The organism is Humibacter sp. RRB41, from assembly GCF_022761015.1.
Taxonomy (GTDB): domain Bacteria; phylum Actinomycetota; class Actinomycetes; order Actinomycetales; family Microbacteriaceae; genus Humibacter.
Window position 1 is genome coordinate 237096 of record NZ_JAKWJQ010000002.1, and the last position, 21967, is coordinate 259062.

Sequence of the window (21967 nt, forward strand, 5' to 3'; positions counted from 1 at the left end):
CCTTTGCGAAGATTTCTACTTGCCGAAGTTCTTGAAGCGCTGGTTGAACTTCTCGACGCGACCGGCGCTGTCGAGGATGCGCTGCTTGCCCGTGTAGAACGGGTGCGACTCGCTGGAGATCTCGACGTCGATCACGGGGTACGTGTTGCCGTCCTCCCACTCGATCGTCTTCTCGCTGGAGACGGTCGAACGGGTCAGGAACGTCGCACCGGAAGCGAGGTCACGGAAGACCACCGGCGCGTAAACGGGGTGAATGTCAGACTTCATCAGGACTTCCTCGAAAGAGCGGATTGGTGACTTGACGCGCCGCCTCGAACGGGGCGCGGAAGCGTGTCGGGCCGAGACAAGCGTCAACGGCCAAAGAAAGAGTTTAGCAGACGACTCAGGCCTCTTCGGCCGCGGCCTTGGCACGGGCGGTGTACCGGCCGTCGTGGGACGACACCTCGATCGGCAGCCCGAACGTCTCGGTGAGACGCTCGGAGGTGAGGGTCTCCTCGAGGGGACCCGCCGCGACGATCTTGCCGTTCTTCAGCAGCAGAACGTGGGTGAAGCCTGTCGGAATCTCCTCGGCGTGGTGCGTGACCATGATCATCGCGGGCGACCGCGAGTCGCTGGCATAGCCGCCGAGAAGCGTGACGAGCTCTTCGCGCGCCCCCAGGTCGAGGCTCGCCGCTGGCTCGTCGAGGATGAGCAACTCGGGATCGGTCATCACCGCGCGGGCGATCTGCACGCGCTTCTGCTCGCCGTCGCTCAGCGTTCCGAACGCGCGGTCCGCCAAGGCGTCGAGCTTCCACTCGGCCAGCACCCGCCTGGCTCTGCGGGTGTCGATGGCCTCGTACTCCTCGTTCCACCTACCGGTGACCGAGTACGCCGCCGTGAGCACGACGTCGAGCACCGTCTCGCGTTTCGGGATGCGCTTGGCCAGCGCGCTCGACGCGTAGCCGATGCGCGGCTTGAGTTCGGCGAGGTCTGCTTTGCCCAGCTCCTCGTCGAGGATCGTCACTCCCCCGGACGTCGGATGCGACGCCGCTGCCGCCAACTGCACGAGCGTCGTCTTGCCCGCGCCGTTCGGACCGAGGATGACCCAGCGCTGGTCGGCGGTGACCGTCCAGTCCGCCGCGTCCAGGATCGCGTTCCCGTCGCGCACGACAGACACGGAGCGGAGCGAAAGGACGGTGTTCGACATGCGAACTAGCCTAGGGCAGCGCGCTGGAGCTTAAGAGCGGACGCCATTTCCTGCGTCTACGCGAGCGGCGTCATCGTTACTGCACCACCAACCGCCGGTAGAGCGCGAGCGTCTGGTCCGCGATGGCCGACCAGGAGAACTGGGTCTGGGCGCGCATCCGGCCCGCCGCTCCCTGCTCGTGTGCTCGCTGCCGATCCGAGACGACAGACGTCAGCGCCTCAGCCATGTCGGCGACGAATCGCTCGGGATTCAGCGGAGTTCCGGTGCCGTCTGCCGCCTGCTCGATGGGCACGAGCCTGCCGGTCACACCGTTCTCGACGACCTCGGGGATGCCGCCGGTCGCCGTCGCCACAACGGGCAGCCCGCACGCCATGGCCTCGAGGTTGACGATTCCCAGCGGCTCGTAGATCGACGGGCAGACGAACACGGTTGCCGCGCTGAGCAGCGCGGCGAGCTCGGGCTGCGGCAGCATGCGGTCGATCCAGATCACGCCGTCGCGGGAACGCTGAAGTTCGCGCACCAGCTCGGTCACCTCGGCCATGATCTCGGCGGTGTCCGGTGCGCCCGCGCAGAGCACGAGCTGCATGTCGGGAGACAGAGCAGCGGCCGCGCGCAGAAAGTACGGCAGACCCTTCTGCCGGGTGATGCGGCCGACGAAGATGACCGTCGGCCGATCGGGATCGACGCCCAGCGAGCGCACCAGATCGGGATCGTCGACGATCTGCCAGCGCTCGAGGTCGATGCCGTTGTAGATCACGTGCGTGCGTGCCGGGTCGACGTTCGGGTAGACCCGCAGGATGTCGCGCCGCATCCCTTCGCTCACGGCGACGACGGCATCCGCCGCCTCGTATGCCTCGCGTTCCACCCAACTCGAGACGCGGTAGCCCCCGCCGAGCTGCTCAGCCTTCCACGGGCGGAGCGGCTCGAGGCTGTGCGCGGTGACGACGTGCGGGATGCCGTGCAGCAGCTGCGCCAGCCGCCCGCCGTGATTCGCGTACCAGGTGTGCGAGTGCACGAGGTTCGCCCCCTCGACCGCCTGCGCGAACTGCAGATCCACGCCGAGGGTTGAAAGCGTGGCATTGGCTCCCGCGAGCTGTTCGGGAACGGCGTACCCGGTCGTGTCGGCCTCATCGCGCTGTGCGCCGAAACAGCGCACCTGGACCTCGATCGATCGGCGCAGGGACGCGACCAACTCGGTGACGTGTACTCCGGCTCCGCCGTAGATGTCCGGTGGGTATTCACGGGTCAAGAGGTCCACGCGCATGAGGTCGACGCTACGGCATCCTGGAACGATCTGCGCCAGACCCGGACGGGGTTCGAGTCCATGCTGGTCGGCGACCTGCGGCGGCTCTACTGTTGGTGTCATGGCGGGCAAGAAGATCTTCGGCATTGTGTTGGCGGGCGGCGAAGGCAAGCGCCTCATGCCGTTGACGGCGGATCGGGCCAAGCCCGCCGTGCCGTTCGGCGGCCAGTACCGTTTGATCGACTTCGCGCTGACGAACCTCGTCAATTCCGCGCTGCGTCAGATCGTCGTGCTGACCCAGTACAAGTCGCACAGCCTCGACCGGCACGTGTCGCAGACCTGGCGTCTCTCCGGACTGCTCGGCTCCTACATCGCCTCGGTTCCGGCGCAGCAGCGGCTCGGCAAGCGCTGGTTCTCGGGATCGGCGGACGCCATCCTGCAGAGCCTCAATCTGATCCGCGACGAGAAGCCCGACATCGTCGTCGTGGTCGGCGCCGATCACGTGTACCGCATGGACTTCGCCCAGATGATCGACGCGCACATCGCGTCGGGCGCCGCTGCGACGGTCGCGGCCATCAGGCAGCCCATCTCGCTGGCAGACCAGTTCGGAGTGATCGAGGTCGACCCGAGCGAACCGGAGCGCATCTCGGCGTTCCGTGAGAAGCCGTCCGATCCGATCGGGCTTCCCGACGCGCCCGATGAGGTGCTGGCATCGATGGGCAACTACGTCTTCGACGCCCAGGCGCTCATCGAGGGGGTGCAGCGCGACGGAGAGCGTCCCGATTCGAACCACGACATGGGAGGCGACATCATTCCCGACTTCGTGTCGCGCGCCGAGGCAGGCGTGTACGACTTCCGTCGCAATGACGTGCCGGGCTCGACAGACCGCGACCGTTACTACTGGCGCGACGTAGGAACGATCGACTCGTTCTTCGAGGCGCACCAGGACCTGGTGTCGGCCCTGCCGATCTTCAACCTCTACAACAATGCGTGGCCGATCTTCAGCCAGCAGCTCAACTCGCCTCCCGCGAAGCTCGTGCGCGACGTGCGCGGTGCCATCGGAACCACGATCGACTCCATCGTCTCGCTCGGTTCCGTGATCAGCGGCGCCCACCTGGAACGCAGCGTGCTCGGACCGTGGGCGAAGATCGAGTCGGGTGCGCACGTCGTCGATTCCGTCATCTTCGACCGCGCGATCATCGAGCCGAACGCCTTCGTCGGCCGGGCTATCCTCGACAAGGACGTCGTCGTGACCGAGGGTGCGAAGATCGGCGTCGATCCTGAGCGCGATCGTGCTCGCGGCTTCACCGTCACACCGTCCGGCCTCACTGTGGTCGGCAAAGGAGTCCACGTCGTTCCATGAGCACTGAACAGTCCGCCTCGTCCGCGCGTTTGCTCGTGGTGCTCGATGTGGACTCCACGCTCATTCATGACGAAGTCATTGAGTTGCTCGCCGAGCACGCCGGCTCGCGATCGATGGTGGCCGAGATCACCGAGCGTGCCATGCGCGGGGAACTCGACTTCGGGCAGAGCCTCACGGAACGGGTCGCGACCCTCGCCGGGCTGGACGAATCCGTGTTCGACGAGGTCGCGCGGCGCATCCGTGTCACGGACGGCGTTCCCGAGCTCGTCGCGGGTGTCCACGCCGCAGGAGGACTCGTCGGCGTGGTCTCGGGGGGCTTTCACGAGCTGGTCGACCCGCTCGCTTCGACACTCGGACTCGATCGCTGGCGGGCCAACAGGCTCGAGATCGTCGACGGAGTCCTCACCGGCCGGGTCGACGGGCCCGTGATCGATGCGGCGGCGAAGGAACGGACGTTGCGCGAGTGGGCAACGGATGCCGGTGTTCCACTCACGAGAACCGTCGCGATCGGAGACGGCGCGAACGACCTCGCCATGATGCGGGCGTCGGCGCTGTCGGTCGCATTCTGCGCAAAGCCCGCGGTGAGAGGCGCCGCAAGCGTCTCGGTCGACACGCGGGATCTCTCCCAGGTGCTGCCACTGCTCGGACTTCGCGGCTGAGGCTTGGTCGTCAGGCCCCTTGGTCCTTCGGGTCGGGCTCGCCCGTGTCACGTGCTCGGTCGTCGCCGAGCACGTACACCTCGTCTGACTGTTGCTCGATCTCGCGCCCGGCCGCCGGCTTGTCGTCTGTCGCAGCATCGGCGTCGGTGTCGAACGGGATGGGCGTGCCTGTCAGGGCAGGACGCGCTGGAGCTCCGGCCTCCACCGTGGCACCGGGTCGCGCAACCCACCGGCTGAGCGGTATGAAGCCGTCGAGCGCCTCGTCCTCGGTCTCCTCGTCGGTGAACGCCTTCGTGGCAGCCTTGCGCACGCGGGTCTCTTCTCTGCGCTGCTCCTCCGGATCGTCGACGTTGATGCGGCGGAACTCGCGGACGGCGCCACGCCAGAGCATGAAGAAGCCGATGAGGGCGAACAGGATCCACTGGATGACGTACGAGTAGTGGTAGCCGACGCCCTCGGCCGGCGGTGAGGCTTGAACGCGCGCGAGCCCTTGCCCGGTCGAGCCGGGCGAGACGATCACCCCCCAGGCTGCCGAGTAGACGTCGCTGCCGACGACCGGTGCCAGTTCATCGAGATCGACCGACTCGATCTGTCCGTTCTGAACTCCGCCCTCGCCGCGCTTCGCCTGGCTCGGTTGAAGGCGGGCGACGACGTCGATGACACCGGGCGGCGGTGCGGGTCGTTCGGCCGGAACTGTCGTGTCCTTCGACGCCGCCGCGACCCAGCCGCGATCGATCAGGAACGTTCCGCCCGTGGTGACCTTCAGCGCCGTGACCACCTGGAAGCCGGTCTCGCCGCTGCGGATGCTGTTGCGCACGTAGTACTGATGCGAGGCATCCCATGTGCCGCTCATCGTGACCCGCCGCCAGATCTGATCGGAGGTGTAGGCGGACCTCGTCGGCAGTGCCGTCGTCAGCGCAACCGCCGGCGCTGCGAAGTTCGCGGCGTAGAGATGGTTGTCCTGGGAAGCTCCCTGGCCCCTGTCGAACTGCCAGAGTGCGAGGGCGGAGCAGATCAGGGCGAAGGCGACGGCGATCGCGAAGTATCCGATCCAGCGCCCCGTGCGCAGGAACTGCCATCCGCTCAGGCCCTCGGTGACCGTGTCGTACACGGCAGCCGGCTTGGCGACGCCACCTGCTGCGGTGCGACGCGAAAGCTCGGCGTTCCGGCGTGCGAGTGCACCGGTTCCGGGCGTCGAGGTAGCCGTGCTCGGTCCTTTCATCGTGCTCGACGTTAGCCCGCCATGCTGGAGATCGACCCCGCCACGACGGATCTCGCCGTCTGCCTAGTGACCCATTCCCATGCCGCCGTCGACGGGGATGACTGCTCCCGAGATGTACGAGGTGTCGTCGGAGGCGAGCCATGCGACGGCCTTGGCGACCTCTGACGCCTTTCCGTAGCGTCCGACCGGAATGGACTTCTTGTACTCGGTCTGCTTCTCCTCCGGCAGCTCGGCCGTCATGTCGGTCTCGATGAATCCGGGCGCGACGACGTTGGCGGTGATTCCCCTCGCTCCGAGCTCGCGGGTGAGCGAGCGGGCGATGCCGACGAGGCCGGCCTTCGACGCGGCGTAATTGACCTGGCCGGGAGAGCCCATCAGACCCGCAACGCTGGCGATCAGGATGACGCGGCCGAAGCGCGCCTTGAGCATGCCCTTCGACGCCCTCTTGACGACGCGAAACGATCCGCCGAGGTTGGTGTCGACAACGGTGTCGAAGTCGTCGTCGCTCATGCGCATGAGGAGGGTGTCGCGCGTGATGCCGGCGTTCGCCACGATCACCTCGACCGGGCCGAGCTCTGCCTCGACGGCCGAGAACGCGGCATCCACCTGGTCGCTGTCCGTCACGTCGGCGCGCACGGTCAGGGAACCGATCGGGCCCTCGCCGCTGCGGGCCGTCACGGCCACTCGGTGTCCTTGCGCGATGAATTCTTCGGCGATGGCGCGGCCGATCCCGCGGTTCCCTCCGGTGATGAGAACGGTTCGGGGCGTCGTCATGGGTCAGTCCTCGTGGTCGGGCGAATGCAAACGGAATTCAGTCTAGAGTCCGACCGGTGGCGGTCCTGCCGGAGGGCGGTCCGACCCGGTGAAAGGCACGTAGTCTTGGGGTGTGGATGGCGTTGGTCACCCGCTACTCCAGGAGCCGCACCGATGAAACACGATTCGATCACATCGCTGCCGCACGCCCCAGCAGACGAGCGTCGCGGTCGCATGCTCGAGTACACGGTGATGATGTCCATCCGCGTGCTCTGCATCGTCTCGCTCATCTGGGTGCGCGGATGGTGGCTCCTGATTCCCGCGGCCGGCGCCATCTTCCTGCCGTACTTCGCCGTCGTGATCGCGAACGCTGTCAGGCCGCGCGCCGGAGATCCGCTGCGCCCAGGGGCGATCGTGCCCGTCACTCCCCCGGCCCCTATCGACGATCGCACGGAAGACGGCGACGACAAGCCGGCGTCATGACGTTGCTCGACGCGCTGGGCGGTGACCCGGAGGTTCTCACCTGCTCGCGGGCAGGATGCCGCCAGGGTGCGAGCTGGCGGATCGACTGGCGCAATCCGCGCATCCACTCCGAAGATCGACGCAAGACCTGGTTGGCGTGTGATGAACACGTCGAGTTCCTGCGAGGTTTCCTGTCGTCGCGCGACTTCCCGCTCGAGGTCAACTCGCTGACCGATCAGCCCTGAACTACGCCAGCGCGATCAGGTCGGCGTAGTCCGCGTTCCAGTGGTCCTCGACGCCGTCCGGCAGGATGAGCACCCGTTCCGGATTCAACGCCTCAACTGCGCCCGGGTCGTGCGAGACGAGAACGACGGCGCCCTCGTAGTGCGCGAGGGCATCCAGAATCTGCTCACGGCTCGCCGGGTCGAGGTTGTTCGTCGGCTCGTCGAGCAGCAGCACGTTCGCGCCGGAGACCACGATCATGGCCAGCGCCAGCCTGGTCTTCTCCCCGCCGGAGAGCACGCCGGCCGGCTTGTGCACGTCGTCGCCCGTGAACAGGAATGAGCCGAGCACCCTGCGCGCCTCGGTCTCCGTCAGGTTCGGAGAGCTCGAGACCATGTTCTGCAGCACAGAGCGGGCGACGTCGATGGTCTCGTGTTCCTGCGCGTAATAGCCGATTCGCAGGCCGTGGCCGGGCTCGATGGCTCCGGTGTCCGGCACGTCGACCCCGCCCAGGATGCGCAGCAGCGTCGTCTTGCCTGCACCGTTCAAGCCGATGATGACCACCTTCGATCCGCGGTCGATCGCGAGGTCGACTGCGGTGAAGATCTCGAGCGATCCGTAGCTCTTGGACAGGTCGGATGCCATGATCGGCGTACGCCCGCACGGAGCGGGCGTCGGGAACCGCAGCTTCGCGACGCGGTCGTCCTGTCGCACCTCGTCGAGGCCGGAGAGCAGCTTCTCGGCGCGCGCGACCATCTGGTGGGCCGCCGCCGCCTTCGTCGCCTTCGCTCCGAACTTCGCGGCCTGCAGCTGCAGAACCGAGGCCTTCTTCTCGGCGTTCGCCCTCTCCTTCTTGCGACGCTCCTCGTCTGAGGCGCGCTGGGCGAGATAGGCCTTCCAGCCCATGTTGTATATGTCGATCACCTGGCGGTTGGCGTCCAGGTAGAAGACCTTGTTGACCGTCTCCCCCACGATGTCGACGTCGTGGCTGATCACGATCAGCCCGCCCTTGTAGCTCTTCAAGAAGTCCCGCAGCCAGAGCACCGAGTCGGCGTCGAGATGGTTGGTCGGCTCATCGAGGATCATCGTCTCCGCGTCGGAGAACAGGATGCGCGCGAGCTCGATGCGGCGGCGCTGACCGCCGGAGAGCGTTCGCAGTGGCTGGTCGAGGATGCGATCCGGCAGCGACAGGTTGTGGGCGATGGACGCGGCCTCCGCCTCTGCGGAATAGCCGCCGAGTGACTCGAAGCGCTCTGTCAGGTTCGCGTAGCGTCGCATCGCCTTCGCCGCGGCATCCGCGTCGTCCGAAGCCATTTCCAACGACGCCTCGTGCATGCCGATCGCGAGCGAGCCGAGCCCGCGAGCATCCAGAATGCGCGTGCGTGCGAGCATGTCGGGGTCGCCGGTGCGCGGGTCCTGCGGCAGGTAGCCGAGCTTGTCCGAGCGCTCGACACGGCCGTCGCTGGGGAGCAGATCCCCCGCCAATACCTTGGTCAAGGTCGTCTTTCCAGCACCGTTGCGACCGACCAGACCGATCTTGTCTCCGGCGGCGACGCGGAATGACACCCCTGACATCAGGGTGCGTGCGCCGACGCGGATCTCGAGGTCGTGCACGGCGAGCACAGGCGTTGTCCAGTTCTGCTCAAAGGGTGGGTATGGTGCGCGATGGCGCCCGTCAAGGGTATCCGACGTACACGGACTGTGAGTCCTCTCAGGGCTGTTAGGGTTGCCTTACCTAACTCGAACGAATGGGAGATCTCCGTGCCCCGACGCACTGTCCTCGCCACTGCAGCAGCCGCGGTGACCGCCGTTGCTCTGCTCCTGACCGGATGCACCGGCCCGACGAACGCCGAAGCCACTGCCGGCTCCGACAGCTCGTCCTCGGACGCGGCCTTCCCCGTGAGCATCAAGCACGTCTACGGGACGACGACCATCGAGTCGAAGCCGAAGCGCGTGGCGACGGTTGCCTGGTCGAACGGCGAAGTGCCGCTCGCACTGGGCGTCGTTCCGGTCGGAATGGCGAAGGCGACCTGGGGCGACAACGGCGACGGCGTGTACCCGTGGGTGGCAGACCAGTTGAAGAGCCTGGGGGCGAAGACGCCGGCTCTGTTCGACGAGACGGATGGAATCGACTTCGAGGCGGTTGCGAACTCGCGTCCCGACGTGATCCTCGCCGCGTACTCGGGACTGAGCAAGGAGGACTACGAGACGCTCTCGAAGATCGCGCCGACGATCGCCTACCCCGATGTCGCTTGGGGCACGTCGTACGAGGACACGATTCTGATGGACTCCAAGGCGATCGGGCTCGAGGCGGAGGGCAAGGCCCTGATCAAGAAGCTTCACGCCGAGGTGAACGCCTCACTGGCGAAGTACTCCGTGCTCGATGGCAAGAAGATCCTGTTCTCGTACATCGACCCGAAGGACCACAGCAAGATCGGCTTCTACACGAGCCATGACACGCGTCCCGGATTCCTCGAGGACCTCGGACTGCCGACGCCGACGGTCGTGAAAGAGGAGTCGAAGAAGACCGACGAGTACTACGTCACGGTGAGCTCCGAGCAGGCCGACCGATTCGACGACGTCGACCTGTTCGTCACGTACGGCGACGACGCGGATGCCATGATCAAGGAACTCCAAGCCGACCCGCTGCTCTCCAAGATCCCGGCGATCGCGGCCGGACACATCGCGGTGCTCAAGAACGCCACACCGCTGGCCGCATCGGCGAACCCGTCGGCTCTGTCGATCGGCTGGGGCATCGACGACTACTTCGCTCTGCTGGCGAAGGCGCTGGGCTGATCGGCGCTGGGCTGATCAGGAACGGGGCTGATCCGTTGTCCGTCACCGATGTGCGCACCACGCCGCCGAGCGTCGCCGGGTTGCGGCGTTCGGCGGCCGTGCGCCTGATCTGGATCGTTGTGCTGGTGGTGGCGATCGTGGTGCTCTGCGCCGCCTCTGTGGCGTTCGGCGTGCGTGCGGTGTCGATGAACGACATCCTCGCCGGGCTCGGCGGCGACACGAGCACGGTGGCTCGGTCGGCCGTCGTCGCACGCGTCCCGCGCACCGTTCTCGCATTGCTCGTCGGCGCGGCGTTGGCGATGTCGGGCACAACCATGCAGGCGGTCACGCGAAATCCGCTGGCCGATCCGGGCATCCTGGGCGTCTCGAGCGGTGCGGCGCTGGCCGTCGTGATCGGCATCGCGTTCTTCGGCATGTCGTCGCCGTACGCCTTCCTGGTCGTCGCGATCGCGGGTGCTGCGGTCGCCGCAGTCTTCGTCTACCTGATCGGATCGATCGGCGGTGGTGCATCGCCGTTGAAGCTCGCGTTGGCAGGCGCCGCGATCTCGGCGGCCTTCGCATCGCTCGTGAGCGCTGTGCTCCTCCCCCGCGTCGATGTCGTCGAGTCGTTCCGGTTCTGGCAGATCGGCGGCGTAGGGGGCGCGACCTGGGATCGCATCGCCGTCATCGCGCCGGTGCTCGTGGTCGGTGCCGTCGTCTGCCTGGTGATGGCCGGGGGCATGAACTCGCTCGCGCTCGGCGACGAACTGGCGACAGGACTGGGCGTGAACGTGCTGCGCTCGCGCCTGACCTCCTCGGCGGGCGCCGTCATCCTGTGCGGCGCTGCCACAGCGATCGCCGGTCCGATCGGCTTCGTCGGGCTCGTCGTCCCTCACGTCTGCAGGCTGCTGGTCGGCACGGACCACCGCTGGCTGTTGCCGTTCAGCGCCCTCGGCGGCGCCGCGCTCCTCGTCATGGCCGATGTCGTCGGACGCCTCGTCGCGCGTCCTTCCGAGATCGATGTCGGCATCGTGACCGCGATCATCGGGGCGCCGTTCTTCATCTGGATCGTGCGACGCCAGAAGGTGCGTGAACTGTGAGCGCGGGCATCCTCGGCGCCCGGTCCGAGGTGCGCACGATCGTCGCCGGTCGCAGGAAGCGGATGCGCCGCCGCGGCCTTGTCATCGCGATACTCGTGATCGCCGTGGTCGCCGTCTTCCTCGCCACCCTGATGATCGGCCAGACCTTCTACGGCCCCGGAGATGTCATCAGGGTGATCTTCGGGCAGACGGTGCCAGGGGCATCCTTCACGGTCGGAGACCTGCGCCTGCCGCGAGCGAGCCTCGGCCTGCTCTCCGGATTCGCCTTCGGCATCGCCGGAGTCACGTTCCAGACCATGCTGCGCAATCCGCTCGCCTCACCCGATGTGATCGGCATCAGCTCAGGAGCGAGCGCGGCTGCCGTGTTCGGGATCATCGTGCTATCGCTCGACGGCGCCGCCGTCTCGCTGCTCGCGCTGTGCGGCGCGCTCGTCACCGCGGCCGTGATCTACCTCCTGTCGAACCGCGGAGGCTTCGGCGGAACGCGCCTGATCCTGATCGGCATCGGCGTTGCGGCGATGCTCGAGAGCGTCATCTCGTACGTGCTCTCCCGTGCCGCGGCGTGGGACCTGCAGACGGCGATGCGATGGCTCACGGGAAGTCTGAACGGCGCAGAGTGGTCCAGTGTTCTTCCGCTCGCCGTCGCGAGCCTCGTGCTGGTGCCGCTGCTGCTTTCTCAGGGGCGTTCGCTGAGCACTCTTCGGCTCGGCGACGACTCCGCTGCGGCTCTCGGCGTTCGCGTCTCGCGCATCCGCCTGCTGGCGATCATCGCCGCTGTCGCGCTGCTGGCGATCGCCACGTCGGCCGCCGGTCCCATCGCCTTCGTCGCCTTCATGTCGGGGCCGATCGCCGCCCGTCTCGTCGGCCCAGGAGGCTCTCCTCTGTTGCCGGCCGGTCTCGTCGGCTCGCTGCTCGTCATGCTGTCCGACCTGGTCGGCCAGTTCGCCTTCGACGGCCGTTACCCGGTCGGCGTCATCACGGGCGTGCTCGGCGCGCCCTACCTCGTCTTGCTCCTCACCAGGATGAACCGCACGGGAGGATCCCTGTGACCGAATCGCACACACTCGCCGCCGATGCCCTGACACTCGCCTACGGCGACCGCACGATCGTCGACGGCCTCGACCTCGTCGTGCCGCCTGGACGGATCACCGCCATCGTCGGTGCGAACGGCTGCGGCAAGTCCACGCTGCTGCGCGCGCTCGCGCGCATCGTCACTCCGAAGTCCGGTCAGGTGCTGCTCGACGGCACGTCGTTGCGCGAGCTGCCGACCAAGGAGATCGCCCGCACGCTGGGGCTGCTCCCCCAGTCGCCGACGGCGCCGGAGGGAATCGCGGTGTCCGATCTCGTGGGCAGGGGCAGGCATCCGCACCAGAAGTTCCTGGCGAGGTGGAGCGAGGGCGACTACGAATCGGTCGCGCGGGCATTGGCCTCGACGCGGACCACCGAGCTGGCCGATCGGCCGGTCGACGAACTCTCCGGTGGGCAACGGCAGCGGGTCTGGATCGCCATGGCGCTCGCTCAGGAGACCGACGTGCTGATGCTGGACGAGCCGACCACCTATCTCGACGTCGCGCACCAGATCGAGGTTCTCGACCTCCTCGCCGACTTGAATCAGGAACGGGGAACGACGATCGTGATGGTGCTTCACGACATGAATCTGGCCGCGCGTTACGCGGATCACGTCTTCGCGATGCGCGAAGGGCGCATCGTCGCAAGCGGACCACCTGCCGAGGTGATGACGAGCGAACTCATCCGAACGGTCTTCGACCTGGACTGCACGGTCATCCCCGACCCGGTGTCCGGAGCGCCGCTCGTGCTCCCCCGTGGACGGCACCATGCGCGGGACGCCGAGCTCGAGCAGGTGGGAGCCTTCGATGCCCGCTGAGACAGCGCGATTCTTCCGTGCCAAGGTCGCGGTGATCAGCGACGTGACGCCGAGCTTCCGCCGCTTCACGTTCAGTGGAGGCGATCTGGCGAGCTACGGCGACCCGGGATACGACCAGCGCATCAAGGTGATCTTCCCGACGGCGACCGCCGGGCTCGACACGATGCCGAGCGCCGAGGACTGGTATACGACCTGGCGGGAGCTGCCGAAGGACGCCAGGCCTCCGTTCCGCACCTACACCACGCGGGCTGTGCGCAATGAGCTGTGCGAGGTGGACATCGACATGGTGGCGCACGATGTGGTCGGCCCTGCCTCCGCGTGGATCGCGAGCGCCGAGGTGGGCGACGAGGTGCTCATCTACGGTCCGACGACGCACCACAGCGGCGTCAGCCTCGGCGTCGACTTCGTGCCACCCGCGAAAACCGAGAACTATCTGCTGGCCGGGGACGAGACGGCCGCGCCCGCCATCGCGGGCATCCTCGAGCAGCTGCCGCAGGATGCCCGTGGCGTCGTCGTGCTCGAAGTGCCGCATGCCGACGATGCTCGCTACCTCCCGCGCCATCCTGGATTCGACTACCGGGTGGCTTCACGCGGCAGCGCCGAACGGCATCGCCACCTGGTCGCGGCCGTGCGGCACGCGGTCGCGGAGCTCGCGCCCGCCGGCCGCGGCGCCGAGGTCGAGGAGCTCGACACCGACCTCATCTGGGAGGTGCCCCGCACGGCAAAGGGTGGGGCAGCGCTGAAGAGTGCGCCGCTCTACGCCTGGCTCGCCGGGGAGGCAGGGGCGATCAAGGCACTGCGCAGACACCTGGTGAGCGGGCACGGCGTCGACCGTCGCGCCGTCGCCTTCATGGGCTACTGGCGCCTGGACAAGGCGGAGGCCTGACGGCGCGCGTTACGTTGCTCGTTGCGCGCTGCGCTGCTCTGTGTTGCGCTGCTCTGTGTTGTTCTGCCGCTGCGCTGCTGCGCCGCTGCCGGCCTCCAGATGTCGTTTCAACTGCAGAAATGGCGAATAGCCCAAGCCCGGAAGCGCCATTTCTGCAGTTGAAACGCAATCTCGCGTGCGGAGCAGCTGGCGTGGGGATGGCGGCGCTGGGTGGAGACCGGCGCATATCTCTGAGACGTGACCCGCTCTGCGAGGTGGCGGCTTCGCCGGCGCCGTACGCGACCATGCGCATAGCCGACCGCGGCGCGCCGGGCAAGGACCGGCGCATATCTCTGAGACGTGACCCGCTCTGCGAGGTGGCGGCTTCGCCGGCGCCGTACGCGACCATGCGCATAGCCGACCGCGGCGCGCCGGGCAAGGACCGGCGCATATCTCTGAGACGTGACCCGCTCTGCGAGGTGGCGGCTTCGCCGGCGCCGTACGCGACCATGCGCATAGCCGACCGCGGCGCGCCGGGCAAGGACCGGCGCGCAAGACAACTCAGATAGCGAAACCGAGGGCGCGCATCATGTCGCGGCCGTCTTCGGTGATGCGCTCAGGGCCCCACGGGGGCATCCACACCCAGTTGATGCGGAAGCGCTCCACGACCCCGTCGAGCGATTCGGCGGTCTGGTCCTCGAGCACGTCGGTGAGCGGGCATCCGGCGCTGGTCAGCGTCATCGAGATGACGAGGGCGTCGTTCTCCTCGTCCCATGCGAGGTCGTAGATCAGTCCGAGGTCGACGATGTTGACGCCGAGCTCGGGGTCCATGACGTCCTTCAACGCCTCTTCGACCTGGTCGTAGAGGGTGGGAGCGAGCGTGGAAGCCATGAAATCAGCCTACGCTCGCCGGCGCGTCGTCGGGCAGGACGGCATCCGTATCGTCTTCGCCATCGGTGACGAAGCGCACGTAGCCCTCTTCTTCCAGCTGCTCGGCCAGCTCGGGGCCGCCCTCTTCCGCCACACGACCTGCGACGAACACGTGCACGAAGTCGGGCTTGATGTAGCGCAGGATGCGCGTGTAGTGCGTGATCAGCAGCACGCCCAGCTTGGTGTTGTCGTGAGCGCGGTTGACGCCCTCCGACACGATCTTCAGCGCGTCGATGTCGAGTCCGGAGTCGGTCTCGTCGAGCACGGCGAACTTCGGCTTCAACAGCTCGAGCTGCAGAATCTCGTTGCGCTTCTTCTCACCGCCGGAGAAGCCCTCGTTCACGTTGCGCGCGGCGAACGACGAGTCCATCTTCAGGTTGTCCATGGCGGCCTTGACGTCCTTGGTCCAGTGACGGATCGAAGGAGCCTCCCCATCGATGGCCGTCTTGGCAGTTCGCAGGAAGTTCGTGTTGGTCACGCCCGGGATCTCGACCGGGTACTGCATGGCGAGGAAGAGGCCGGCACGTGCGCGCTCGTCGACGGTCATCGCGAGCACGCTCTTCCCGTCGAGCTCGATGCTGCCGCGCGTCACCTTGTACTTGGGGTGGCCCGAGATCGTGTAGGCGAGCGTCGACTTGCCCGACCCGTTCGGGCCCATGATGGCGTGGATCTCGTCGGTGTTGATGGTCAGGTCGACACCGCGGAGGATCTCCTTGGTGCCCTGATCGGTCTCGACGGTGACGTGCAGGTCGCGGATGGCGAGTGTGGACATGGCTCAGCTGGCTTTCGTGGTAGTCGGGTCGATGAAGACGTCTCCGTCGATGAGCTCGACGGTGAAAACGGGGACCGGCTCGTAGGCCGGCAGGTTGAGGGGCTTTCCGGTGAGGAGCGAGAACTGCGATCCGTGCGCCCAGCACTCGATCGCCTCGCCCTCGACGAAGCCCTCGGACAGCGAGATGTCGCCGTGCGTGCAGGTGTCGCCGATGGCGTGGATGTCGCCGGCCGAGTCCTTGACGAGTGCGATCGGCACGCCGCCGACCACAACCCGCCTGGCCTCGTTCGCCACCAGCTCAGCTGCAGGGCAGACGCGCTCCGCGCTCACCGTTCCACTCCGGAGAGCTCAGCCTCGATCGCGTCGTGCAGGTGCTCCTCGAGCGCCGGCGAACCGATCTGCTGCACGATCTCGATGAGGAAGCCTCGTACGACGAGGCGACGGGCCTCGTCCTCGGTGATGCCACGCGACTGCAGGTAGAACAGCTGCTCGTCGTCGAAGCGTCCGGTCGCGCTCGCGTGACCCGCTCCGACGATGTCGCCGATCTCGATCTCGAGGTTCGGCACCGAGTCGGCGCGCGCACCCTCGGTGAGCACCAGGTTGCGGTTCTGCTCGTAGCTGTCGGTGCCGACGGCCCGCTGGCCGATGAGCACATCGCCGATCCAGACCGTGTGGGCGGATACCCCCTGCAGCGCGCCCTTGTAGGTCACGCGGCTGCGCTGGTTGCTTTCGTCGTGGAAGACGTACACCTGGTGCTCGATGTACTGGCCGGCATCCGCGAAGTAGGCGCCGTAGGCTTCGATCTCCGCGCCGGGTCCGGCGAGATGCACGGCAGGGTTCAACCGGATGAAGCCGCCGCCGAGCGAGACCGTCACGTGCTTGAGACGGGCGTCGCGACCGACCGACGCGAAATGCGTCGAGACGTGCCGCGAGGCATCCGTCCACTCCTGCACGCTGACGAGTGTGAGCTGAGAGCCCTGCTCGAGCACGATCTCGATGTTCTCGGTGAGGCTGGCATCTCCCGTATTGCGCAGCACGAGGGTGCCACTACTGCCCGCGAGGGCGTGCACGACGGTGTGTGCAGCGCGGTCGCCGTTGCCCAGACCGGAGCGCGACAGCACGGCCTCTCCGGTGTCGCCGGAGACCGTGACGAGGAGAGCCTCGTCGAACGAGCTCCAGGCGTTCGCGGATGCCTTCTCCTCCGGTGTGCCTGCCGCGCCGATCAGCGCATGGTCGCGGCCGACCCACTCCGCGGTCACTCCGCCGCTTGCTGTGAGCTCGGTGTCGTAGCGGGATCCGTCGAGTCCGGGCTCGAAGAGCTGCGCGATGCGGGCGACAGGCGTGTACCGCCAGGTCGCCTCACGACCGGTGACCGCGCCGAAGTCCGCGACGTCTGTCGACGCGAAGCGCTCCGAACGGGTCTGGACCGGGATGAACGTGGGTTCTGTCTCGGTGATGGTCATGACTAACCGACGGATCCTTCCATGCCCATCTCGATGAGCTTGTTGAGTTCGAGCGCGTATTCCATCGGAAGTTCGCGTGCGATCGGCTCGATGAAGCCTCGCACGATCATGGCCATGGCCTCGTCTTCCGGCATGCCGCGGCTCATCAGATAGAAGAGCTGTTCCTCGCTGACGCGGGAGACCGTCGCCTCGTGCCCGAGCTGCACGTCGTCGACGCGGATGTCGATGGACGGGTAGGTGTCGCTGCGCGAGATGGTGTCGACCAGCAGCGCATCGCAACGCACCGTGTTCGCGGCGTGGTGGGCGTCTTTCTCCACCCGAACCTCACCGCGGTAGCCGGCACGTCCGCCGCCGCGAGCAATCGACTTGGAGACGATCGAGGACTGCGTGTAGGGCGCGAGGTGGATCATCTTTGCGCCGGCATCCTGGTGCTGGCCCGGACCGGCGAAGGCCACGGAGAGCGTCTCGCCCTTCGCGTGCTCCCCCGCCAGGAAGATCGACGGGTACTTCATCGTCACCTTGGAGCCGATGTTGCCGTCGATCCACTCCATCGTCGCGCCCTCGTGGGCGATCGCACGCTTGGTGACGAGGTTGTAGACGTTGTTCGACCAGTTCTGGATCGTCGTGTAACGCACGCGTGCGCCCTTCTTCACGATGATCTCGACTACGGCCGAGTGCAGGGAATCCGACTTGTAGATCGGGGCAGTGCAGCCCTCGATGTAGTGCACGTAGCTGTCTTCGTCGGCGATGATGAGCGTTCGTTCGAACTGGCCCATATTCTCCGTGTTGATACGGAAGTAGGCCTGTAACGGAATGTCGACGTGGACGCCCTTGGGGACGTAGACGAACGATCCGCCGGACCACACGGCGGTGTTCAGGGCGGCGAACTTGTTGTCGCCGGCCGGAATGACCGTGCCGTAGTACTCCTCGAAGAACTCCGGGTGCTCGCGAAGAGCGGTATCGGTGTCCATGAAGATGACACCCTGCGCCTCGAGGTCCTCGCGGATCTGGTGATAGACGACCTCGGACTCGTACTGCGCAGCAACGCCTCCGACGAGTCGCTGCCGTTCAGCCTCGGGGATGCCGAGCTTCTCGTACGTGTTCTTGATGTCATCCGGCAGGTCGTCCCAGGTCTGGGCCTGCTTCTCGGTCGACCGCACGAAGTACTTGATGTTGTCGAAGTCGATCTCGGAGAGATCGGCGCCCCAGGTCGGCATGGGTTTGCGCTGGAACATGGACAGGGCCTTGATGCGGCGCTGGAGCATCCATTCCGGCTCGTTCTTGAGGGCGGAGATGTCGCGGACCACCTGGTCCGAAAGACCGCGACGAGCTGTCGCCCCTGCTGCGTCTGAATCGGACCAGCCGAACTCGTACTGGCCGAGGCCGGCGAGTTCTGGACGGTCGATGAGAACGTCTGACATTGTGAATACCTCGTTTTCCTGCCGCCCGTGACCGGCTTCAGACCGGCTCCGACCCCGGATTTCACCATCGCGGGTCGATAGTGAAAGGGCACGGATTGTGCGGATGGCTTGTGAGTGCCGACGGTGCACTCCTGAACCCTTGGATTCTACAGGGCCGGGCACGGCAGCGAGCCAATCCGCGGCATCCTCTCGGGTGCGCAGGTCGGCTCGCGCCCTTTTCGACGGCTCAGTCGGCTGCAGGTCCGTATGCTGCGGCGACCTCCTGCGACGAGGTCCAGCGGGAATAAGTAGGCGACTGCGGCCATCCCTCCGGCGAGTCCTGCCACTCCTCCTGCCTGCCATACGGCAGCAGGTCGATCAGGGCGAACGTGTGGCTGAGCTGCTCGGTACCCCTGCCGTTCGTGTGCCACGTGCGGTAGACCACGTCGCCTTCGCGGAGGAACACGTTGACGGCGAACCCTCCCCCACGCGGCGCACCGACGTCAGCGCCGAATGCACTGTTCGCCGTTGAATACCAGGTCATGCGGTTGCCGACTCGTCGCTTGTACGCGAGCGCTTGATCGATCGGCCCCTGCGTGACGATCACGAATCTGGCGTCATAGGGCTTCAGGAATTCGAAGCGGGTGAACTGCGACGTGAATCCGGTGCAGCCAGGGCACTGCCACTCCTCGTCGTCGAACCACATGTGGTTGTAGACGATGAGTTGCGACGCGCCATCGAACACGTCAGCAAGGCTGACGGGGCCGTTCTCTCCCTCGAGCGTGTAGTCCGGCATGCGCACGGCGGGCATCCGACGGCGCTGCGCCGCCACTGCGTCGAGCTCGCGTGTCGCGGCCTTCTCGCGGATGCGCAGCGCGTCGAGTTCTCGTTGCCACGTGTCGGCGTCGACAACCGGCGGCAGTGCGGTGCTCATGTCTTCTCCCACTCCTATGTGTACAGTGTGAACATTGGTTTCCAACACAGTACTCGGCTTGCCGGAGAGGATCAAGGTTGGCTCAGACGAGACGTCCGTACCACCACGGTGACCTTCGCGCAGCGCTCGTCGACGCCGGTCTCGAGGCGACCCGTGCCGGCGGCCCCTCTGACCTGATCCTTCGTGACGTGGCGCGCAGAGTCGGGGTCTCGGCCAACGCGGCATATCGGCATTTCGACGACCGTGAAGCGCTGCTCGCTGCCGTGGCTGCGGAGATTCTCGCGCGGGTCGCGAGGGGCATGGCACCCGCCGAGCCGGTGAACGGCACCGAGCGCACCCGCGCGCTGGAGCGGTTGCGCTCGGTGGGGCTTGGCTACATCGACTTCGCGAGGCGCGAGCCCGGTTGGTTCTCGGTCGTGTTCTTCGGGTGGCGCACAGGCGAGGCGGTTGCGACGCCGCCGCCCGGCCCCTTCGTCGCGCTCACGGATGCGCTCGATGCGATGGTCGCTGCCGGTGCCCTGAACGACGCAGGAAGGGACGGAGCCGAGTGGCTGTGCTGGTCGGCTGTGCACGGCTTCGCGGAGCTCGTTCTCAGGGGGCCGCTGCGGGATGCGCCCGACGATCAGGTGGACCGCCTCGCGGTGCGCACCGTCGATGCGATCATTGCAGGCCTGGACGCGTAGCGCGGTCGCGAGTGAGCGACAATCATCGATCGCTCAGCGCGCCGGCGATGCCCCCGACCGAGAAGTAGCGATGCAGCAGGCCGAAAAGCAGCAACGGCGGCAGCACGATCACGAGGATCAGACCGGGCGTGCGCGCTGCCTGGAGCCCGATGGTGAGCGTGTAGAGCGAGTTCGACTTGAGGAACACGATGGCGACGAGATAGTCGTTCCAAGTCAGTAGGAAGCAGTAGATCGCTGTCGAGATGATCCCTGGCCAGCAGCCGGGCAGCACGATGCGGATGAAGCCGCTGAACACGGAGCATCCGTCGAGCCACGCGGACTCTTCGAGTCGAACGGGGATCGTGTCGATGTAGGAGGTGAGCATCCACACCGCGACGCCCACCGAGAGTCCGATGTAGATGATCGTGAGCCCGCCGAGCGAGTCGACGAGCCCGGCGCCGGCGAACAGCACGAACAGCGGGATCACCAGCACGATCACCGGCAACGACTGCACGACGAAGAGCAGAAGTGAATAGCTCGAGACGAGCCGCCCGCGAGCACGCGACAACGCGTAAGCGGCGGGCGCGGCCACCGCGATGGCGACCACGGTGGTGCAGGTCGCGACGAGCAGACTGTTGCCCAGCCAGGTGAGTGCAGGCGTGTACTGGAACGTCGCGATGATGCCGGCGAGCGGTCCGCCTGGCGCGCCGGGGAAAGCGGGTCGGAATGCCTGATCGATCGTCGGCCAGAGCGGCGACGTGACCAGGGCGCAGACCAGGGCGAGGGCGAGCATCCTGGCCACCATGCCGATGATGCGGGCGGGGCGACGGCGAGGGTTGCGGCCGGCGAGACGACGGGCAGGTGGGGCGACGCGGATGGTTCGCGAGTCGGATGCCGTCATCCGGTGACCGCCGAACGCGGCGGTGCGAGAGAAGTGACGTCGGCGCCCATCGTTTCCACTCTTTCAGCAGTTCCGCGAGAAACCAAACGATGGACGGTTTTCACCGCGGGTTCATATGGTCGGGCATGTTTGCGGGTGAGACTCGACGAAACGGATGCCCTCAGCCCGCACGCCCGGCGAGCGACTCCGCCTTCAGCGCAGGCGACGTTGTCGAGTCCGACTCGGCCGGCGCCGTGTGGACACTCGGGAACAGGCCGGGGTTGACGTCGAGAAGAACGCGGAGAACACCGACCAGCACCAGTGCGGCGAACAGCAGATGGATCGCCACCAGCAACTCGGGAAGCGCTGTCAGCGCTTGAACGGTTCCGACGATTCCCTGAACGAGCACGACCCCGAGGAAGACGAGCGTTCGCAGAAGCGGGAGTCTCGCGCGTGAGCGCCAGAGGACGAATGCCAGTGCGACGGCAACGATCAGCGTCGCAACGCCGAGACTGGCGTGCACGATCGTGATGTCGATCCAGTCGAATCCCATGCGCGGAACGTCCGCCGAATCGCCGGAGTGCGGCCCTGAACCAGAGACGAGCGTGCCTGCGACGATCAGAACCGCTGTGAGCGCGGTGAGCGTCCAGCTCAGTGTGCGGGCGGGCGCCGTGATACGGGCGAGAGCGGCCGACGTGACGGGTCTCTCCCGCACGCGGTGCCACGTGAGCGTTGCGGTCGTGAGCAATGCCATCGCCATCAGAAAGTGGAACGCGACGACGTAGGGGTTCAGCCCGGTCCACACGCTGATTCCGCCGGCGATCGCGTTCGCAACGACCAGCCAGAACTGCGACCAGGCCAGACGGGTGATGCTGCGCACACGCGGCTTCTGCAGGCGGGCCGCGATGATCACCAACGCGACGGCCAGGCAGAGCACCGTCGTGAGCATGCGATTGGAGAACTCGATGATGGCGTGGATGCCCATCGCCGGCGTCGGCGCGACCGACCCGGCGTCGCAGGTCGGCCAGGTCGGGCATCCCAGGCCGGAGCCAGTGACGCGAACGATGCCGCCGCCGAGCACGATCAGGATGCTCACGACGAGCGATGCTGTCGTCGCCCAGCGCAACCAACGCGGCGAAAGCGTGTAGCGATCCGCAAGCCAGCCCAGCGGGGTCGTGAACGTGGCCACGG

General features: G+C 66.7%; 25 protein-coding genes. 11 read left to right on the plus strand and 14 right to left on the minus strand.

Annotation, left to right across the window (positions count from 1 at the left end; genetic code table 11):
* Nucleotides 1-15 precede the first annotated feature (15 nt).
* The 3 genes from MJ603_RS06940 to glgA all read right to left on the minus strand — a co-directional run bounded on the left by MJ603_RS06940 (nt 16) and on the right by glgA (nt 2450).
* Nucleotides 16-267 carry a type B 50S ribosomal protein L31 gene (locus MJ603_RS06940; protein ID WP_243062964.1) on the minus strand — a complete coding sequence of 84 codons (252 nt, stop codon included), beginning with the start codon at nt 265-267 and terminating at the stop codon, nt 16-18.
* Between the two features lie 115 nt (nt 268-382).
* Nucleotides 383-1186, minus strand: a complete 804-nt coding sequence (locus MJ603_RS06945) for an ABC transporter ATP-binding protein (RefSeq protein ID WP_243062965.1) — start codon at nt 1184-1186, stop codon at nt 383-385.
* Nucleotides 1187-1262: 76 nt separating this feature from the next.
* On the minus strand, nt 1263-2450 hold the full coding sequence (gene glgA, locus MJ603_RS06950; RefSeq protein WP_243062966.1) for a glycogen synthase: 1188 nt from the start codon (nt 2448-2450) through the stop codon (nt 1263-1265).
* A gap of 100 nt (nt 2451-2550) precedes the next feature.
* On the opposite strand from glgA, the gene MJ603_RS06955 reads away from it, so the two are divergent.
* The gene (locus MJ603_RS06955; protein WP_243062967.1) at nt 2551-3792 is read left to right on the plus strand and encodes a glucose-1-phosphate adenylyltransferase; all 1242 of its coding nucleotides are present in this window, start codon (nt 2551-2553) and stop codon (nt 3790-3792) included.
* On the plus strand, nt 3789-4451 hold the full coding sequence (gene serB / locus MJ603_RS06960; RefSeq protein WP_243062968.1) for a phosphoserine phosphatase SerB: 663 nt from the start codon (nt 3789-3791) through the stop codon (nt 4449-4451). Before MJ603_RS06955 ends, serB begins: the two co-directional genes overlap by 4 nt.
* A 10-nt stretch (nt 4452-4461) precedes the next feature.
* Here the strand turns inward: serB and MJ603_RS06965 are convergent, their stop codons facing one another.
* A complete protein-coding gene (locus MJ603_RS06965) occupies nt 4462-5673 on the minus strand; it encodes an SURF1 family protein (protein ID WP_243062969.1) in 1212 nt (403 codons plus the stop codon).
* A gap of 63 nt (nt 5674-5736) precedes the next feature.
* Nucleotides 5737-6447, minus strand: a complete 711-nt coding sequence (gene fabG / locus MJ603_RS06970; RefSeq protein ID WP_243062970.1) for a 3-oxoacyl-ACP reductase FabG — start codon at nt 6445-6447, stop codon at nt 5737-5739.
* A gap of 153 nt (nt 6448-6600) precedes the next feature.
* Between fabG and MJ603_RS06975 the strand changes: the two genes are divergently transcribed.
* Both MJ603_RS06975 and MJ603_RS06980 read left to right on the plus strand, forming a co-directional pair.
* Nucleotides 6601-6909, plus strand: coding sequence for a DUF3099 domain-containing protein (locus MJ603_RS06975; protein ID WP_243062971.1), 309 nt, complete (start codon nt 6601-6603; stop codon nt 6907-6909).
* Nucleotides 6906-7133 (plus strand): hypothetical protein, encoded by a 228-nt coding sequence (locus MJ603_RS06980; protein ID WP_243062972.1) that lies wholly within the window; start codon nt 6906-6908, stop codon nt 7131-7133. The genes MJ603_RS06975 and MJ603_RS06980 overlap by 4 nt, the downstream gene beginning before the upstream one ends.
* Before the next feature lies 1 nt (nt 7134).
* On the opposite strand, the gene MJ603_RS06985 is transcribed toward MJ603_RS06980, so the two are convergent.
* A complete protein-coding gene (locus MJ603_RS06985; RefSeq protein WP_243062973.1) occupies nt 7135-8733 on the minus strand; it encodes an ABC-F family ATP-binding cassette domain-containing protein in 1599 nt (532 codons plus the stop codon).
* Nucleotides 8734-8871: 138 nt separating this feature from the next.
* On the opposite strand from MJ603_RS06985, the gene MJ603_RS06990 reads away from it, so the two are divergent.
* The 6 genes from MJ603_RS06990 to MJ603_RS07015 all read left to right on the plus strand — a co-directional run bounded on the left by MJ603_RS06990 (nt 8872) and on the right by MJ603_RS07015 (nt 14304).
* A complete protein-coding gene (locus tag MJ603_RS06990) occupies nt 8872-9906 on the plus strand; it encodes an iron-siderophore ABC transporter substrate-binding protein (RefSeq protein ID WP_243062974.1) in 1035 nt (344 codons plus the stop codon).
* Nucleotides 9907-9941: 35 nt separating this feature from the next.
* Nucleotides 9942-10985 (plus strand): iron ABC transporter permease, encoded by a 1044-nt coding sequence (locus MJ603_RS06995; RefSeq protein WP_243062975.1) that lies wholly within the window; start codon nt 9942-9944, stop codon nt 10983-10985.
* Nucleotides 10986-11047: 62 nt separating this feature from the next.
* Entirely contained in the window at nt 11048-12034 is a 987-nt protein-coding gene (locus MJ603_RS07000; protein WP_243063299.1) for an iron chelate uptake ABC transporter family permease subunit, read from the plus strand.
* Nucleotides 12031-12870 carry an ABC transporter ATP-binding protein gene (locus MJ603_RS07005; RefSeq protein WP_243062976.1) on the plus strand — a complete coding sequence of 280 codons (840 nt, stop codon included), beginning with the start codon at nt 12031-12033 and terminating at the stop codon, nt 12868-12870. The genes MJ603_RS07000 and MJ603_RS07005 overlap by 4 nt, the downstream gene beginning before the upstream one ends.
* The gene (locus MJ603_RS07010) at nt 12860-13756 is read left to right on the plus strand and encodes a siderophore-interacting protein (protein ID WP_243062977.1); all 897 of its coding nucleotides are present in this window, start codon (nt 12860-12862) and stop codon (nt 13754-13756) included. Before MJ603_RS07005 ends, MJ603_RS07010 begins: the two co-directional genes overlap by 11 nt.
* A 197-nt stretch (nt 13757-13953) precedes the next feature.
* Nucleotides 13954-14304 (plus strand): hypothetical protein, encoded by a 351-nt coding sequence (locus MJ603_RS07015; protein WP_243062978.1) that lies wholly within the window; start codon nt 13954-13956, stop codon nt 14302-14304.
* Here MJ603_RS07015 and MJ603_RS07020 read toward each other — a convergent pair.
* The 6 genes from MJ603_RS07020 to MJ603_RS07045 form a co-directional block, all read right to left on the minus strand.
* The gene (locus MJ603_RS07020) at nt 14297-14626 is read right to left on the minus strand and encodes a metal-sulfur cluster assembly factor (RefSeq protein WP_243062979.1); all 330 of its coding nucleotides are present in this window, start codon (nt 14624-14626) and stop codon (nt 14297-14299) included. The genes MJ603_RS07015 and MJ603_RS07020 overlap by 8 nt on opposite strands.
* Before the next feature lie 4 nt (nt 14627-14630).
* Nucleotides 14631-15437, minus strand: coding sequence for a Fe-S cluster assembly ATPase SufC (sufC, locus tag MJ603_RS07025; protein ID WP_243062980.1), 807 nt, complete (start codon nt 15435-15437; stop codon nt 14631-14633).
* 3 nt (nt 15438-15440) lie between these two features.
* Nucleotides 15441-15767 carry a non-heme iron oxygenase ferredoxin subunit gene (locus MJ603_RS07030; RefSeq protein ID WP_243062981.1) on the minus strand — a complete coding sequence of 109 codons (327 nt, stop codon included), beginning with the start codon at nt 15765-15767 and terminating at the stop codon, nt 15441-15443.
* Nucleotides 15764-16900 (minus strand): SufD family Fe-S cluster assembly protein, encoded by a 1137-nt coding sequence (locus MJ603_RS07035; protein ID WP_243062982.1) that lies wholly within the window; start codon nt 16898-16900, stop codon nt 15764-15766. The genes MJ603_RS07030 and MJ603_RS07035 overlap by 4 nt, the downstream gene beginning before the upstream one ends.
* A gap of 2 nt (nt 16901-16902) precedes the next feature.
* Nucleotides 16903-18321, minus strand: coding sequence for a Fe-S cluster assembly protein SufB (gene sufB / locus MJ603_RS07040; RefSeq protein WP_243062983.1), 1419 nt, complete (start codon nt 18319-18321; stop codon nt 16903-16905).
* Between the two features lie 226 nt (nt 18322-18547).
* On the minus strand, nt 18548-19234 hold the full coding sequence (locus MJ603_RS07045) for a DUF899 family protein (protein WP_243062984.1): 687 nt from the start codon (nt 19232-19234) through the stop codon (nt 18548-18550).
* A 77-nt stretch (nt 19235-19311) separates the two neighbouring features.
* On the opposite strand from MJ603_RS07045, the gene MJ603_RS07050 reads away from it, so the two are divergent.
* Nucleotides 19312-19917, plus strand: coding sequence for a TetR/AcrR family transcriptional regulator (locus tag MJ603_RS07050; RefSeq protein ID WP_243062985.1), 606 nt, complete (start codon nt 19312-19314; stop codon nt 19915-19917).
* A gap of 22 nt (nt 19918-19939) precedes the next feature.
* Here MJ603_RS07050 and MJ603_RS07055 read toward each other — a convergent pair whose 3' ends face one another.
* The gene (locus MJ603_RS07055) at nt 19940-20797 is read right to left on the minus strand and encodes a carbohydrate ABC transporter permease (RefSeq protein ID WP_243062986.1); all 858 of its coding nucleotides are present in this window, start codon (nt 20795-20797) and stop codon (nt 19940-19942) included.
* A 160-nt stretch (nt 20798-20957) separates the two neighbouring features.
* Nucleotides 20958-21965, minus strand: a complete 1008-nt coding sequence (locus MJ603_RS07060; protein WP_243062987.1) for a heme A synthase — start codon at nt 21963-21965, stop codon at nt 20958-20960.
* Between the last annotated feature and the right edge of the window lie 2 nt (nt 21966-21967).